14 protein-coding genes, 4 tRNA genes and 1 pseudogene are annotated in these 14,502 nt (G+C 50.6%); 11 read left to right on the top strand and 8 right to left on the bottom strand.

Features of this window, described 5'->3' with window-relative positions:
* The 11 genes from VJY99_RS19255 to VJY99_RS19205 form a co-directional block, all read left to right on the top strand.
* Positions 1 to 684 (top strand): DHHA1 domain-containing protein (locus tag VJY99_RS19255; protein ID WP_324121358.1); only part of this gene is annotated, 684 nt, incomplete at its 5' end.
* A gap of 249 nt (positions 685 to 933) precedes the next feature.
* Positions 934 to 1,119, top strand: a complete 186-nt coding sequence (gene csrA, locus VJY99_RS19250; RefSeq protein WP_013574027.1) for a carbon storage regulator CsrA — start codon at positions 934 to 936, stop codon at positions 1,117 to 1,119.
* A gap of 325 nt (positions 1,120 to 1,444) precedes the next feature.
* Positions 1,445 to 1,537 (top strand) — tRNA-Ser (locus VJY99_RS19245).
* Between the two features lie 4 nt (positions 1,538 to 1,541).
* Positions 1,542 to 1,618 (top strand) — tRNA-Arg (locus tag VJY99_RS19240).
* A 64-nt stretch (positions 1,619 to 1,682) separates the two neighbouring features.
* Positions 1,683 to 1,759: transfer RNA gene (locus tag VJY99_RS19235), tRNA-Arg, on the top strand.
* Positions 1,760 to 1,822: 63 nt separating this feature from the next.
* Positions 1,823 to 1,899, top strand: a tRNA-Arg gene (locus VJY99_RS19230).
* Between the two features lie 183 nt (positions 1,900 to 2,082).
* A complete protein-coding gene (gene yqaB / locus VJY99_RS19225) occupies positions 2,083 to 2,649 on the top strand; it encodes a fructose-1-phosphate/6-phosphogluconate phosphatase (RefSeq protein WP_324121347.1) in 567 nt (188 codons plus the stop codon).
* Positions 2,646 to 3,074: a YqaA family protein gene (locus VJY99_RS19220; RefSeq protein WP_324121345.1), complete on the top strand. Its 429-nt coding sequence runs from the start codon at positions 2,646 to 2,648 to the stop codon at positions 3,072 to 3,074. The genes yqaB and VJY99_RS19220 overlap by 4 nt, the downstream gene beginning before the upstream one ends.
* 254 nt (positions 3,075 to 3,328) lie before the next feature.
* A complete protein-coding gene (gshA, locus tag VJY99_RS19215; protein WP_324121343.1) occupies positions 3,329 to 4,885 on the top strand; it encodes a glutamate--cysteine ligase in 1,557 nt (518 codons plus the stop codon).
* Between the two features lie 155 nt (positions 4,886 to 5,040).
* Positions 5,041 to 5,556: an S-ribosylhomocysteine lyase gene (gene luxS, locus VJY99_RS19210; protein ID WP_034457434.1), complete on the top strand. Its 516-nt coding sequence runs from the start codon at positions 5,041 to 5,043 to the stop codon at positions 5,554 to 5,556.
* 95 nt (positions 5,557 to 5,651) lie between these two features.
* Positions 5,652 to 6,407 carry a helix-turn-helix transcriptional regulator gene (locus tag VJY99_RS19205; RefSeq protein WP_324121339.1) on the top strand — a complete coding sequence of 252 codons (756 nt, stop codon included), beginning with the start codon at positions 5,652 to 5,654 and terminating at the stop codon, positions 6,405 to 6,407.
* Here VJY99_RS19205 and leuA read toward each other — a convergent pair.
* The 8 genes and pseudogenes from leuA to proX all read right to left on the bottom strand — a co-directional run.
* A complete protein-coding gene (gene leuA / locus VJY99_RS19200) occupies positions 6,404 to 8,074 on the bottom strand; it encodes a 2-isopropylmalate synthase (RefSeq protein WP_324121336.1) in 1,671 nt (556 codons plus the stop codon). The genes VJY99_RS19205 and leuA overlap by 4 nt on opposite strands.
* A gap of 155 nt (positions 8,075 to 8,229) precedes the next feature.
* Positions 8,230 to 9,768, bottom strand: coding sequence for a multidrug efflux MFS transporter permease subunit EmrB (gene emrB, locus VJY99_RS19195; protein WP_324121335.1), 1,539 nt, complete (start codon positions 9,766 to 9,768; stop codon positions 8,230 to 8,232).
* 15 nt (positions 9,769 to 9,783) lie between these two features.
* On the bottom strand, positions 9,784 to 10,956 hold the full coding sequence (emrA, locus tag VJY99_RS19190; protein WP_324121333.1) for a multidrug efflux MFS transporter periplasmic adaptor subunit EmrA: 1,173 nt from the start codon (positions 10,954 to 10,956) through the stop codon (positions 9,784 to 9,786).
* Between the two features lie 132 nt (positions 10,957 to 11,088).
* Complete coding sequence (mprA, locus tag VJY99_RS19185; protein WP_324121331.1) at positions 11,089 to 11,619, bottom strand: transcriptional repressor MprA; 531 nt, start codon at positions 11,617 to 11,619, stop codon at positions 11,089 to 11,091.
* A gap of 85 nt (positions 11,620 to 11,704) precedes the next feature.
* On the bottom strand, positions 11,705 to 12,046 hold the full coding sequence (gene ygaH, locus VJY99_RS19180; RefSeq protein WP_324121328.1) for an L-valine transporter subunit YgaH: 342 nt from the start codon (positions 12,044 to 12,046) through the stop codon (positions 11,705 to 11,707).
* Entirely contained in the window at positions 12,043 to 12,783 is a 741-nt protein-coding gene (locus tag VJY99_RS19175; RefSeq protein WP_324121326.1) for an AzlC family ABC transporter permease, read from the bottom strand. Before VJY99_RS19175 ends, ygaH begins: the two co-directional genes overlap by 4 nt.
* 125 nt (positions 12,784 to 12,908) lie before the next feature.
* Positions 12,909 to 14,084: an MFS transporter gene (locus VJY99_RS19170; RefSeq protein WP_324121323.1), complete on the bottom strand. Its 1,176-nt coding sequence runs from the start codon at positions 14,082 to 14,084 to the stop codon at positions 12,909 to 12,911.
* Between the two features lie 220 nt (positions 14,085 to 14,304).
* Positions 14,305 to 14,502 (bottom strand): annotated as a pseudogene (gene proX, locus VJY99_RS19165) (proline/glycine betaine ABC transporter substrate-binding protein ProX); the annotation flags it as partial.

Below are 14,502 nucleotides of genomic sequence, written 5' to 3'. Positions count from 1 at the left end.
TATGATGACCACGTGCGTGTGCTGAGCATGGGTGATTTCTCTACCGAATTGTGTGGTGGTATTCACGCAAGCCGCACTGGCGATATTGGCCTGTTCCGTCTTGTTGCAGAATCCGGTACCGCTGCAGGTGTGCGTCGTATTGAAGCCGTAACTGGCGAAGGTGCGCTGGCAAACCTGCATGCCCAGAGTGAACAGCTTCAAGATATTGCTCAACTGCTCAAAGGCGACAGCCAGAATCTGAATGAGAAAGTGCGTTCAGTACTGGAACGTACTCGCCAACTTGAAAAAGAGTTGCAGCAGTTGAAAGAACAGCAGGCAGTGCAGGAAAGTGCAAGTCTTTCCAGCAAAGCTGTCGATGTGAAAGGCGTTAAACTCCTCGTGAGTGAACTCGCCAACGTCGAACCGAAGATGCTGCGTACTATGGTCGATGACCTGAAAAATCAGCTCGGTTCGGCAATTATCGTTCTGGCGACTGTATCAGAAGGTAAGGTTTCTCTGATTGCAGGTGTCTCTAAAGATGTAACCGACCGCGTGAAGGCGGGTGAACTGATTGGAGTTATCGCTCAGCAAGTCGGTGGCAAAGGAGGCGGTCGTCCAGATATGGCTCAAGCGGGTGGCACAGATGCTGCTGCATTACCGGGCGCTCTGGCCGGTGTCGAAGCTTGGGTCTCGTCTAAGCTCTAAGTAAAAAAATAAAGTGCAGACAGACGCTATAGCTTATTCAGGTTATAGCGTCTTTATAAATTTGCACACACTCAATAATGATAAAGTCAGGTTAAAGTTGCGTATATCGGCTAGACTTATTCATAACAGAATGTAATGTCGTGGTTAGTGCACTTTATGTGTTTGTAACTGCTTACTTTTTGTCGTATATGATGGAGAACGCCGGGATACAGAGAGACCCGACTCTTTTAATCTTTCAAGGAGCAAAGAATGCTGATTCTAACTCGTCGAGTTGGTGAGACCCTCATGATTGGGGATGAGGTGACCGTGACAGTACTTGGGGTGAAAGGTAACCAAGTTCGTATTGGTGTTAACGCCCCAAAAGAAGTTTCTGTGCACCGCGAAGAGATCTACCAACGTATCCAGGCTGAAAAATCGCAACAAACGAGTTACTAAAGTTACTGCGTCTCGCTATCTACTAGCGAGACGCTTCCTTTAGCGCGCCAATTTCTTCGCTTTACCTCGCAATACCTCCTATATCTCCTGTTAGAACCGTAATTTCTTATTCATCCCGAATGCTTTGTTATCGACATAAGTCCTATCTTGCCTGTTGATAAAACACTCTTTTTGCCGTCAATTCGCCCGAATTGTGCGTGAAGTGTGCAATTGAAACTGAGTTGGGAAAAATTGTTTGACTTATAAGTGCAGGAAAGTAATATGTGCGCCACGCAGTGCCGATGAGCAGAAACATGTTTAGCGGTACGACTCGAAAGAGGCGTGTGGTGAGGTGGCCGAGAGGCTGAAGGCGCTCCCCTGCTAAGGGAGTATGCGGTCAAAAGCTGCATCCGGGGTTCGAATCCCCGCCTCACCGCCATTTTGCACCCATAGCTCAGCTGGATAGAGTACTCGGCTACGAACCGAGCGGTCGGAAGTTCGAATCTTCCTGGGTGCACCATCTTGTTTGATGTTGTTTAGAACAACAAACAGCATTAAGTCAGCAGTAAAAGAAGTAATCCTGTGCACCCATAGCTCAGCTGGATAGAGTACTCGGCTACGAACCGAGCGGTCGGAAGTTCGAATCTTCCTGGGTGCACCATCTTCTTTAATGTTACGGTAAGTTAAGTGACATTAAGTCAGCAGTAAAAGAAGTAATCCCGATGCACCCATAGCTCAGCTGGATAGAGTACTCGGCTACGAACCGAGCGGTCGGAAGTTCGAATCTTCCTGGGTGCACCATACTTCTCTCCAAGTTTTATCTTCCCTAAAGCCATTCTTAAAGTTCCCTGCAACTCTTAAACTTCCCTGCAACACCCTACATACCCATTAGTCACCTTCTTAACTATCTCTGTTACAATCAGCGACAATATTATTGGTTTACGCTAAAGTAACGCCTCAATATTGAGTGATGTGAGGGATGAGATGTACGAACGTTACGACGGTCTGATTTTCGATATGGATGGAACCATACTCGATACCGAACCCACACATCGTAAGGCGTGGCGTGAGACGCTCGTGGGCTATGGTTTGCAATTCGACGAACAAGCAATGGTTGCGTTGAATGGCTCACCAACGTGGCGTATTGCGCAGGCGATTATCGAACTCAATCATGCAGATCTTGACCCTCACCGTCTGGCGCAGGAAAAGACACAGGCCGTAAGGGCTATGCTTCTTGATACTGTTCGCCCGCTTCCTCTCATCGATGTCGTTAAATCCTGGCATGGGCGGCGTCCAATGGCGGTAGGCACGGGTAGTGAAAGCGATATTGCTGAAGCGCTACTGAATCACTTGGGCTTACGTCAGTATTTTTCAGCCGTTGTCGCGGCAGATCATGTTAAAAACCACAAACCTGCTCCCGATACATTTTTGCTGTGCGCAGAATTAATGGGTGTGGCAGCGAATAAATGCGTGGTATTTGAAGATGCAGATTTTGGCCTGGAAGCTGCTCGCGCGGCTGGAATGGATGGCGTGGATGTGCGTTTGCTGTGAGTGAAGCGCTGTCATTTTTATCGCTTTTCACCAGTAGTTTTCTTAGCGCGACGTTGCTCCCAGGAAGTTCAGAAGCCGTGCTGGTCGCATTATTAGTGGCAGGCTCTGGGCCAACCTGGCTACTCATTATAATAGCAACAATGGGTAATAGCCTTGGTGGGTTAACTAACGTTATTCTGGGGCGTTTTTTTCCACTGCGAGAACAATCGCGTTGGCAAGGAAAGGCAACAGCCTGGCTGGTCCGTTTCGGCCCGGCAACATTATTACTCAGCTGGGTGCCTTTAATTGGCGATTTGCTGTGCCTGGTCGCTGGCTTATTACGAATGAGTTGGGGACCGGTAATCTTTTTTTTATGCCTTGGTAAAGCGCTGCGCTATATCGTTGTAGCGGCTGCAACGGTACAAGGCATGGAGTGGTGGCACTAATTGCGTGGACTGATATACCCGTCAAACTTCAAGTTGTTGGTGCGTTGGCTGCATTCACTCACCCGAATCACTTACTACAGTAAGCTCATCGGGACGCGTTCTTTTGCCGCCTTCCCACAACTCGAATTATTTGGGGTATATACCCATTATTTTTCGAGTTGCAGCCAACACGCCTGCAACTCGAAATCTAAAGGGTATTATTATCGCCATCTCTTATGCTTAATAAAAATGAATTCGACAGGCGGGAGGTCAATTTGATCCCGAACGTATCACAGGCGCTAGCCTGGCTGGAACAGCATCCTCAGGCAGTAAAAGGTATTCGTCGTGGTCTTGAGCGTGAAACGCTAAGAGTCACGCCAGATGGCCAGTTGGCAACCACAGGCCATCCGGAAAGTCTGGGTTCAGCACTGGCTCATAAATGGATTACTACTGATTTCGCTGAAGCGTTGCTAGAGTTTATCACTCCGGTTGATGGCAACATTGACCACATGCTGACATTCATGCGCGATATACATCGCCATGCCGCCCGTAATTTGGGTGAGGAGCGTATGTGGCCTCTAAGCATGCCGTGTTATATCGATGATGGTCAGAATATTGAGCTGGCGCAGTATGGTTCATCCAACATCGGGCGCCTTAAAACGTTATACCGTGAAGGATTGAAAAATCGTTACGGCGCGTTGATGCAAACCATTTCCGGTGTGCACTACAATTTTTCTCTGCCGATGGAGTTCTGGCAGGCGCGTCTGGGTGTAGAAGATGCCCAGAGCGGAAAAGAAGCGATTTCAGCCGGATACTTCCGTCTTATTCGTAACTATTACCGATTTGGCTGGGTTATCCCGTATTTGTTCGGTGCATCCCCGGCTATCTGCTCATCCTTCCTGCAAGGGAAAGAAAGCTCGCTACCGTTTGAAAAAACCGAATGCGGCATGAGTTACCTACCGTATGCGACGTCATTGCGCCTCAGTGATTTGGGTTACACCAACAAATCCCAGAGCAATCTTGGTATTACGTTTAACGATCTGGAAACTTATGTCGTTGGGCTAAAACGTGCCATTAAAACGCCATCGGAAGAGTACGCGAAGATGGGTGTTGAGAAGGACGGTAAACGTCTTCAAATCAACACTAACGTGCTGCAAATCGAAAATGAACTCTATGCACCCATTCGCCCGAAACGCGTCACAGCCGAAGGTGAGTCACCTTCTGACGCCCTGATGCGTGGTGGGATTGAATATATCGAAGTGCGTTCATTAGATATCAATCCGTTCTCACCGGTCGGCGTTGATGAGCAGCAAGTTCGTTTCCTGGACCTGTTCATGATTTGGTGCGTGCTGGCTGACGCTCCTGAAATGAGCAGTGATGAATTACTGTGCACGCGCCAAAACTGGAATCGTGTGATTCTGGAAGGGCGTAAACCCGGCCTGACGTTGGGTATAGGTTGTGAAGCTGCGCAATATCCGCTGGCAAAAGTGGGCAAAGATTTGTTCACTGATTTGCGTCGCGTTGCTGAAACGCTGGATGGCATTGCCGGTAATACCGACTATCAAGATGTATGTGACCAACTGGTCGCCTGTTTCGACGATCCTGAATTAACGTACTCAGCGCGAATTCTGCGGTCTATGATTGATAATGGCATTGGTGGTACAGGGCTTGCGTTAGCTGAGCAATATCGTCAGATGCTGGTACAAGAGCCGCTAGAGATTTTGACCGAAGATGTATTGCAGAAGGAGCATGATGCTTCGTGGCAACGTCAGCGGGAGATTGAAGCCAAAGATACCGAGCCGTTCGACGTTTGGCTCAAAAGTCACTCTTAGTACAAAAGAAAAAGGCCACAATCAGTGTGGCCAAAATATACATCTCTGAATCAGGGATGATGATAATAAATGCGCGTCTTTCACATACTCAGAGTGGTGTAGGAAAGAAAGGTTCATTTTATTTTTAAATAAAATCACTTATCGGAGGTGATCAGATGCCGTTGTTGGATAGTTTCACAGTTGACCATACCCGCATGGGCGCACCAGCAGTGCGTGTGGCCAAAACGATGCATACGCCCCATGGCGATACTATCACTGTATTTGATCTGCGCTTTTGTATCCCGAACAAGGAAGTGATGCCAGAAAAAGGGATTCATACTCTTGAGCACCTGTTCGCTGGTTTTATGCGTGACCACCTGAATGGGAACGGCGTAGAGATCATCGATATTTCACCTATGGGTTGCCGTACAGGTTTCTACATGAGCCTGATTGGCGTGCCAGAAGAGACTCGTGTTGCTGATGCGTGGAAAGCGGCAATGGAAGATGTTCTGAAGGTGAAAGAGCAAAACCAGATCCCAGAACTGAACGTTTATCAGTGTGGGACTTACCACATGCACTCGCTGCAAGAAGCACAGGACATTGCGCGCCATATCCTTGAGCATGGCGTGAGCGTAAACAGCAACGAAGAGTTGGCTCTGCCAAAAGAGACACTTAAAGAGCTGCACATCTAGTCTGATAGTCTGAAGCCTCATAAAAAGGAGCCCATCGGCTCCTTTTTATATTTCTGCGCTATGCTATCTTCATCTTTTCGCTCATAAATAACGCTATGTCTACCACTCTCCAGTTCAACTTTGCGACGCGTCCGCTGGTTCCCTTTGCTCATGATTATCCACATGGCGCGACGGAGCCCTGGCATAGCCATGACTGCGCACAACTGCTGCATACTTTAAGTGGCGTGGTGCGGGTAGAAACGGAACAAGGGTATTGGATTGTGCCGCCCAGTCGTGGTGTATGGCTCCCAGCGGGAACTCGTCATCGGCTCCAGGTCACAGGACAAGTCGCGGCAAGAACGCTGTTTATCGATCCTTTTGCTCGCGCGGATTTACCCTCGGTCTGTCAGGTTGTGCAGGTTTCTAATTTACTGCGTGAGTTGATCATAAGCTCGCTGGAGCTACCAGGACGGTACGAAGCCGGGAGCAGGGAGGAGAGGATCTACGAGCTGATCCTCGATGAAATCCGCGTGATGACAGTGTTACCTTTTAATCTGCCGGAACCGCAGGCACCCACGATTCAGGCGCTATGCCGTCAGGTTCAGGCTGAACCAGGCAAATCATGGACCACCACAGTGGCTGCCGCCCAGCTCAACGTGAGTGAACGAACCTTACTGCGCCATTTTCGCGAGCAAACGGGTATGGCGTTCAGCGAATGGGTACGACGCGCACGGCTAATGGAAGCGCTAAATCGCCTGGCTCAAGGGCAATCGGTTCTGCGGGTGGCGCTGGATCTTGGCTATGAAAGCCACAGTGCATTCAGCGCCATGTTCCGACGGACTCTGGGCGTATCCCCAAGTGAATACTTCTAGTTCGAGGAGTTTATCGGCAAGGCGTTAAGCAAAGCCTGTAGCGAAGCCCGCGCAACATCATTGTCGATACCGACTCCCCAGCGACTTTCACCATTGGCAAAAGTACAGCGTATATAGGCAGCTGATCGGCTCTCGCTATGTCTTCCAAGTGTATGCTCATGGTAGTCCTCGATAGAAAAAGCGACCTTGAACTGCGATTTTAGAGCATCAGCGGTGGCAGAAAGTAGCCCGTTACCTTTGCCCTGCAACGTCAATATTCCTTCTGGTGTCTGGACGCGCGCCTGCAGCGAAAGTCCTCCTTCTGTCTGACTTTCACTGCGATATTCCAGTAGTTGACGATCAGCGAGTTGATGCGGCCCGTACAACTTGCGGAACAACTGCCAGAGGGCGTTAAGAGTCATTTCGTTACCGTCCCGGTCGGTCTGTTCCTGAACGTGGCGGCTGAAGTCCTGTTGCAACCCACGGGGTAATACCAGCCCGTGGTTTTGTTCCAGTATCCACGCCGCGCCGCTTTTACCAGACTGGCTGTTAACGCGGATCACTGCTTCGTAACTACAGCCAATATCGTTCGGGTCTACAGGAAGATACGGCATCTCCCAAAGCGGAGAAGAGGATTGCTGCCGGGCCGTGAAACCCTTCTTGATAGCATCCTGATGCGAGCCTGAAAAGGCTGTAAATGCCAACCTTCCGGCATAGGGATGGCGAGGGTGCACCGGTAACTGATTGCATTGCTCCACCTCTTCGACAACATGCTTTATGTCGCTGAAATCGAGCTGCGGTGAGACCCCCTGGCTGTAGAGATTCATAGCCATTGTTACCAGACAGACGTTACCGGTGCGTTCGCCGTTGCCGAACAAACAGCCCTCTACACGGTCAGCTCCCGCAAGTATCGCCAGTTCAGCACTGGCCACACCGGTTCCCCGGTCATTGTGAGGATGGACGCTGATACACACCGCGTTGCGCCGCGAGAAATGGCGACAGAAGTACTCAATTTGGTCGGCATAGACGTTCGGGGTATTCACTTCGACGGTCGCAGGTAAGTTGATAATCATCGGCCTTTCGCGGCAAGGCTCCCAAATATCCGCCACCGCCTCGCAGATTTGCAACGCGAAATCAGATTCGGTGAAGCAGAAGGTTTCCGGGGAGTATTCATAACTCCACTGTGTTTGCGGGTTTGCCTCGCACAATGCCCGAATCTGGCGCGTCGCATTGACGGCCAATCGGATGATCTCCTCTTTGCTCTGACGGAATACCAGGCGGCGGAAAAGTGGGGCAGTGGCGTTATAGAGATGCAGTGTCGCGCGACTGGCACCCTCAAGAGCGGCAAAAGTGCGTTCAATCAGATCGGTACGTGCCTGGGTCAGCACCTGGATTGTGACGTCGTGCGGTATCCGCCGTTCTTCAATTAGCTGGCGAACAAACTGGAAGTCCGTTTCTGATGCTGACGGAAAAGCCACTTCAATTTCCTTAAAACCGCATTGGAGCAACAGTTCCCAGAAGCGCAGTTTGCGCAGGCCGTCCATGGGGTCAGCCAGCGCCTGATTACCGTCGCGCAGGTCGGTGGAAAGCCAGCGTGGGGCATGCGTGAGCTGTTTGTTTGGCCATTGGCGGTCAGGTAGGTGAATAGGGGGATGGGGCAGGTATTTTTGCGACGGGTCGTATAGCATGTCGGTTTTCCTCAGCGTGGGTCAGTCTTTATCCTGACGACTTTGGGCTGGGCTTACTGGTGCAAAACTGACAACCTGTGCTGTAAACCCGCCAGACGACAGAAACACAAAAGGGGCCAATCGGCCCCTTTTGTGTTTCTGTCGATACTTCTGGCTTAGTGCGCTCCACCACCGCCGCCACCGGCGCCAAATGGTGGTTTGGCAAACCACACCAGACTCAACAGCAGAATAAATACACCTGCAGAAACCCAGAAAATCTCGTTGGCTGAAATAATCAGCCCTTGATTGGTAATTTGCTGCGCAATATAGCCAGAGGCTTGTTGCGTAGACATTCCCAGATTTTCCAGTTGCGAATACATTTGCTGCGCATTTGGATTATACGGCGAAACAGACTCCGTTAGCTGCGCATGGTGGAGTGCTTCGCGGTTGGTCCAAAGCGTCGTGGTGATTGACGTCCCAATAGAGCCTGCAAGGGTACGCGCAAAGTTCGACAGACTCGACGCCGCCGCCATACGCTCAGGCGGAAGCCCGGAAAGCGTAATGGTCGTCAGTGGCATAAAGAAGCATGCCACGGCGAAACCCTGAATAAACTGCGGCCAGGCCGATGCGCCAAAATCCATTCCCGGCTCAAACGTATAGGCACGCCAGTAGAAACACACCGCATACATGATAAAGCTGAATGTCACCAGCCGTCGCATATCAAGCTTATGAGCAAAGCGTCCGATAATCGGCGATAGCAGTACTGGAATTATCCCAACCGGTGCCGACGCCAGACCCGCCCAGGTTGCCGTATAGCCGTATACCTCCTGCAATAGCTGCGGCAGCAAGACAATTGCGCCGAAGTAGAGCATGTAGGCGAGACTGATACACAGACAGCCGATGGTAAAGTTTCGCGACTTAAACAACGACAGGTCGACTATCGGGTTGTCATCGGTCAGCTCCCAGACAATCAAGAAGCTAATCGCCACCACCGCGACGACGGTCAGAACAACGACTTCAGTTGAGTTAAACCAATCCAGCTCTTTCCCGCGGTCGAGCATGATCTGCAGACTGCCAATACCGACAACCAGCAGCGCAAGCCCGATGGCGTCGATACGACGGTGCTCGGTTTTTGTCTCACGGCCACGCAGCGTTTGCAGGGTCAGCAACACCACCACAGCACCGATTGGCACGTTGATAAAGAAGATCCAGCCCCAGTGATAGTTATCACTGATATAACCACCGAGAATAGGTCCACAGATTGGCGCCACAATAACCGTCATTGACCACAATGCCAGAGCAATACTTCGCTTTGCGGGTGGATAGTTATTGAGTAGAAGACTCTGTGAAAGTGGAATCAGTGGCCCGGCAACAATCCCCTGGATAACGCGGAAGAAAATCAGCATTTCCAAACTGTTGGACATGCCGCAAGCCCATGAAGCCAGCACGAACAAAATCGTCGACCACATGAACAACTTCACTTCACCAAGGCGCTTTGCCAGCCACCCGGTGATAGGAATTGAGATGGCATTTGCCACCCCAAACGACGTAATAACCCAAGTCCCCTGGCTCAGTGATGAGCCAAGGTTGCCGGCGATCGTCGGAATTGCCACGTTGGCGATGGTGGAGTCCAGCACCTGCATAAAGGTCGCCAATGATAAGGCGATGGTCATTATGACCAGTGGAGCCCCTTCCAGCGGTTTTTGCTGTTTCATACAAGCTCCGCTTTGTTAACCCGCATTGGCCTGGATGATGTTATTGATAAGCTCGTTGGCGGGCGCAAGGTTCAGCTCGCGCGCGTTGCTTTCATACACCGGAGAGCTACGCGTTTCATTCGCCAACATATTGCCTTCGCGGTTACTGGTATCCACGGTCACTAACGTGGAAAGCCCGATACGCAGCGGATGCTGTTCAAGCTGCTTGGCATCCAGCTCAATACGCACCGGTAAACGCTGAACGACTTTAATCCAGTTACCCGTCGCGTTTTGTGCAGGCAGCAGTGAGAATGCGCTACCCGTGCCCATATCGAGCCCCACGACTTTACCGGTGTACTCGACTTTGTCGCCGTAAATGTCACTGACGATGGTCGCCGGTTGGCCAATACGCATATGCGCAAGCTGTGTTTCTTTGAAGTTCGCATCAACCCACAAACCACTGGCTGGCACGATGGCCATCAGAGGCGTTGTCGGGCTAATCTGCGCGCCAACTTGCACCACGCGACGTGAAACATAGCCGGTCATTGGGCTGACAATCTTAGTGCGTTGCAGTGCCATCCAGGCGTTACGCAACTCAGCAGCGGCTTGTTTCACGTTTGGCTGCTCTTCGAGTTTTGTCCCGAGGATCATGGCCTGATTGGCGTTATATTGTTGAATAGCAACATCCAGTTGCGCTTGAGCCGATGCGACAGCATCTCGGGCGTGTTGCAATTCTTCACGGCCAATCAGGTTAGCCGTACCCAACGGCACGCGGCGATTCAAGTCACTTTGAGCCTGTGCAAGAGAGGTCTTTTGCAGCTCGATATTGGCCTGATATTGCTTATTGTTAATCATTAACTGACGCGTCTGGCGTACGCTTGAAGCCAGCACAGTTTGTGCTTGTTCAAAAGCTTGCTCAGCATCAGCCTGGTCCAGCGTCACCAATACATCGCCCTGTTTAACGAAGTTGGTATTATCTGCCCAAACCTTGGTTACGCTTCCGGAAACCTGGGACATTATCTGCACCTGATTACCGGCCACATACGCATCATCCGTATTTTCGTAGTGACGTAACACTAAAAACCAATAAATCCCATATGCCACAGCAATAATTACAAACAGCAGGGTCAATACAAGCAAAGCACCTTTACGTTTGCCTTTCTTGTTACCCGGCTGTTGCGGGGTTTTAGTCTCCGCATGTGCGCTCATGCCTATCTCCACACTTTTTTATTATAGTGATCGGCTGAGCCGACCTGTTAGACCCGACAGGCCAGCAAGGTGAGTTGCTGGCCTGTCAGTATTTTTTCTTTGGGGTACTACGATATAACGCGTTAACAGCACTTAGCGCACGGCTTCAAGTACCGTCTGGTTTTCATCCATTTCATCAAGGCGGGTGAGCAGTTTGCGGGTAATCTGTTCCAGTTGCTCTTTTTCCGAACCACTCAGCGCGGACCACAATTCATGTAAGCAGTGGTGCTGCGGTGGTAACACCTGATGCAAGAATTCTAGACCTTTGTCGGTCAAATGCAGATGCAGGCAGCGGCGATCGTTCTCGCTTTCACGGCGTTCAATCCAGCCACGCTTTTCCAACTCATCGGCAATTCGGGTTGCATTAGTACGTGATGAACCTAATGCGCAACTCAACTCTGAAGGCTGGATACTATGATTTTCCTGCGATTCAAGAGTGATTAACGCCATAAACAGCGTTTCGTTAATCCCCTGAGCTTTCAGCATTTTATTGCGGTTTTCCAAAAGCTTGCCTTGCATATGCATGCACAGACGTGTCAGCAGAACTTCCTGGTATGGGAATTCCTCGTAGCGTTTGGCGCGAAATTTTAGCATTTGTTCAATGGGCGTAAACGAACTATCCATTTTGGCATAACCTCATTAGTTTCTGTCGATATAGTAACTATGGTGACAAATAAAGTAAATGTATTATTTATGTGTTTTTTATTCGTTAGGTGGATATAACCATCATCAGTTTCCAGGTTAATCCATAACCCAGGGCACTTAATAGTGTCGGGATAATAATGCTACGCGTCTTATAAAAGCTCAGTCCGAGAATGATAAAACCCATAATCGTCGGGACCAGTCGCTGAGCATCGTGCATGATTTCAGGCACACTTGAGACCACCAGCAACGCACAAATTGATGCAATTCCAATACTGTCGAGCAGTACGCCTGTCGCGCCTCGTTTGGCCGGACGCGTTGTATTTGCCCGAATACGCAGGGGCAAATAACGAAACAGGTAATTGGCACACCCGACCAGCAGGCCCAGCAAAAGCACTTGGGTACTCATCCGGGCTCTCCTTGATAAAACGCCTGGACTAATGCCGCCAGACATCCACAGACAATCCCTGCAAGAATCGCCGCAGGAATGGAAACCAGGGTCACGCCCAACATGGCACCTGCAAGCGATGCGGTGACCGTCCAGGATTGCTTCCGCTGGAACGACGCCAGCAGGAAACTCATGAACAGGGCAGGTAACATAAACCCTAAAGCCGCTTCAACTGCTGGCAGATTATCCAGCAAACCATTACCCGACCATGCTCCAAGTGCCGTGCCTAAAACCCATGAGAACCACGAGCTAAAGGCGATACCGATCATCCAGTTTTCGCTCCAGCGGCGGTTATCGCGCACCAGTTTGGCGGTGGCGGCAGCAAACACTTCATCCGTCAGGCCGAATGCCCAAATCGCGGTTTTAGGTCTGCTCAATCGGCGAGTAATACGTTGACGCAGGGAAGGGCCATATAAGACGTGACGCACATCCATTGCCATAACCGTTAATGCGGCAACCCATAAAGAGCTCCCGGCAGCCAATAAAGCCGTAATAACAAACTGACTGGCACCCGCATAAATAATGCAGGAGAAAAACAGACTTTCGAGCGGAGTAAATCCCAGCTTGGTGGCATTAAGCCCAAATGCAAATGCGACCGGGATATAGCTAATGACAATAGGTAAACTGTCTTTCAGCCCTTCACCCCAGGTAGCATCGCTTTGATTATTTTCTAATGGAACTGTTGCAGGACTTTCCATATTACATATTTATATATTTCTGACGTTAATGTCACTTAAGTGAACAAACTGAGATAACCTTAACAGACTGGTACGACCCTTAATACCCCCAAATTTTCCCTTGAGGAGATATAGGATTAGTAGCATCACGGTTGACGGTGATAGCCACGCCACCACACTACTAAATTTAGTAGTGCGATTATGGCACCTGCAGCACACACACCATTCCATCCAGCATGTTGATAGGCCGTTGCGGAAATAATTGAACCTACAGCACCGCCAATAAAGTAACTGGTCATATAACCGGCGGTCAGACGATTTCGGGCTTCCGGCATCATGCGATAGATAACCGTTTGGTTGGTAATATGGACACCCTGAACCGTTAAATCGAGCACCAGAATCCCGACGATGAGTGCGATAACGGAATACTGCCCCATCGCGGTCGCCATCCATGACAATAACAGCAGCACAAGCCCGATGGTGGTGGTGAGATGCGCTTTGCCTTTATCGGCAAATCCGCCAGCCGGACGCGCACCCAAAGCCCCCGCAGCCCCCGCGAGGCCAAATAAACCAATCACTCCTTCCGAGAAGTTAAACGGTGGCGATGCCAGCAGAAAGGCCATCGACGTCCAGAGAATACTGAAATTGGCAAAAGTCAGGCAGCCGAGCAATGCGCGGGTACGCAGCAGTGGAGTTTTGATAAACAGGCCGAATACCGACGAGAGCAATTGCAGATAATTCAGATGAGTCTCGGATTTCACTTTCGGCAAGCCACGCCACAAGGCCAGCGCCATCGCCACCATCAAAACACTCGCGACCCAATAAACGGTGCGCCAGCCGCCAATACTTGCCAGCAACCCGGCCACGGTACGCGCCAGTAAAATCCCCAGCAGCAACCCGCTCATAATGGTGCCGACGACTTTGCCGCGCTTTTCAGGCTCTGCAAGTGTTGCGGCCAACGGCACGAGAATTTGTGCGACCACTGAGAACAAACCGGTGAGTGCGGTGCCAAGAATCATCATCCACAGTGTCTGGCTCAGCGCCACTATCACCATGCCTCCGGCGGCCAGCAGCGTCATAAAGACAATCAGCCCACGGCGTTCGAACATATCGCCCAGCGGCACCAGGAACAGTAAACCTACGGCGTAGCCCAACTGCGCGGCGGTAACGATAAATCCGGCCTGGTTTATTGAGAGGGAAAAGGCATTCGCAATCGTGTCGAGCAGGGGTTGTGCATAGTAGTTGCTGGCGACGGCTAAACCCGTGGCGAGAGACATCAGGACAATCAGCGCGGGGCTCAGTCCTTGAGTGGAATTTTTCATTCTAATTCTTCGGCTTGTGATGATAGAGCGGGAATAATAGCTAAAAATAAGGTAGGCAGGAGTCGGATTGTGCGTTTTGTTTTAATCAGGAATGCTCTCACCCTAACCCTCCCCCACAGGAGAGAGAACCGTTCGGTTTCACTTCTCCTGGTGGGAGAGGGGGCTGTGGTTTTCTCCTTCTATTGAGCAGAAGGCCGGGATGAGGGCGTTCTTAAAGGACTTACTTCGCCGCTAGCGCCTCTTTCACCCAGCCATCAAACTCAGCCTGGTGTGCTTTAATCCAGCCATCAACGTGACCCTGAATATCCGCTTCTGACGCTTTACCGCTATGCATCATCGAATTCTCGGCATTGATATCCGCCAGTGGCAGTTTCATCAGGCTAAACAGTTTCGCCGCCTGTGGGTTTTTCACCGCCCA

The sequence above is a fragment of the Buttiauxella sp. genome (genome assembly GCF_035271705.1).
In the GTDB taxonomy this organism is placed as follows: Bacteria; Pseudomonadota; Gammaproteobacteria; order Enterobacterales; family Enterobacteriaceae; genus Buttiauxella.
Note: the sequence above shows the minus strand (reverse complement) of the source record. Positions and strands in the feature narration are given on the sequence as shown.

What these genes read in the sequence shown, in the direction of transcription:
- csrA (WP_013574027.1), top strand. Translation starts at nt 934, where the DNA reads ATGCTGATTCTAACTCGTCGAGTTGGTGAGACCCTCATGATTGGGGAT.
- yqaB (WP_324121347.1), top strand. Translation starts at nt 2,083, where the DNA reads ATGTACGAACGTTACGACGGTCTGATTTTCGATATGGATGGAACCATA.
- luxS (WP_034457434.1), top strand. Translation starts at nt 5,041, where the DNA reads ATGCCGTTGTTGGATAGTTTCACAGTTGACCATACCCGCATGGGCGCA.
- VJY99_RS19205 (WP_324121339.1), top strand. Translation starts at nt 5,652, where the DNA reads ATGTCTACCACTCTCCAGTTCAACTTTGCGACGCGTCCGCTGGTTCCC.
- leuA (WP_324121336.1), bottom strand. Translation starts at nt 8,074, where the DNA reads ATGCTATACGACCCGTCGCAAAAATACCTGCCCCATCCCCCTATTCAC.
- emrB (WP_324121335.1), bottom strand. Translation starts at nt 9,768, where the DNA reads ATGAAACAGCAAAAACCGCTGGAAGGGGCTCCACTGGTCATAATGACC.
- emrA (WP_324121333.1), bottom strand. Translation starts at nt 10,956, where the DNA reads ATGAGCGCACATGCGGAGACTAAAACCCCGCAACAGCCGGGTAACAAG.
- mprA (WP_324121331.1), bottom strand. Translation starts at nt 11,619, where the DNA reads ATGGATAGTTCGTTTACGCCCATTGAACAAATGCTAAAATTTCGCGCC.
- ygaH (WP_324121328.1), bottom strand. Translation starts at nt 12,046, where the DNA reads ATGAGTACCCAAGTGCTTTTGCTGGGCCTGCTGGTCGGGTGTGCCAAT.
- VJY99_RS19175 (WP_324121326.1), bottom strand. Translation starts at nt 12,783, where the DNA reads ATGGAAAGTCCTGCAACAGTTCCATTAGAAAATAATCAAAGCGATGCT.
- VJY99_RS19170 (WP_324121323.1), bottom strand. Translation starts at nt 14,084, where the DNA reads ATGAAAAATTCCACTCAAGGACTGAGCCCCGCGCTGATTGTCCTGATG.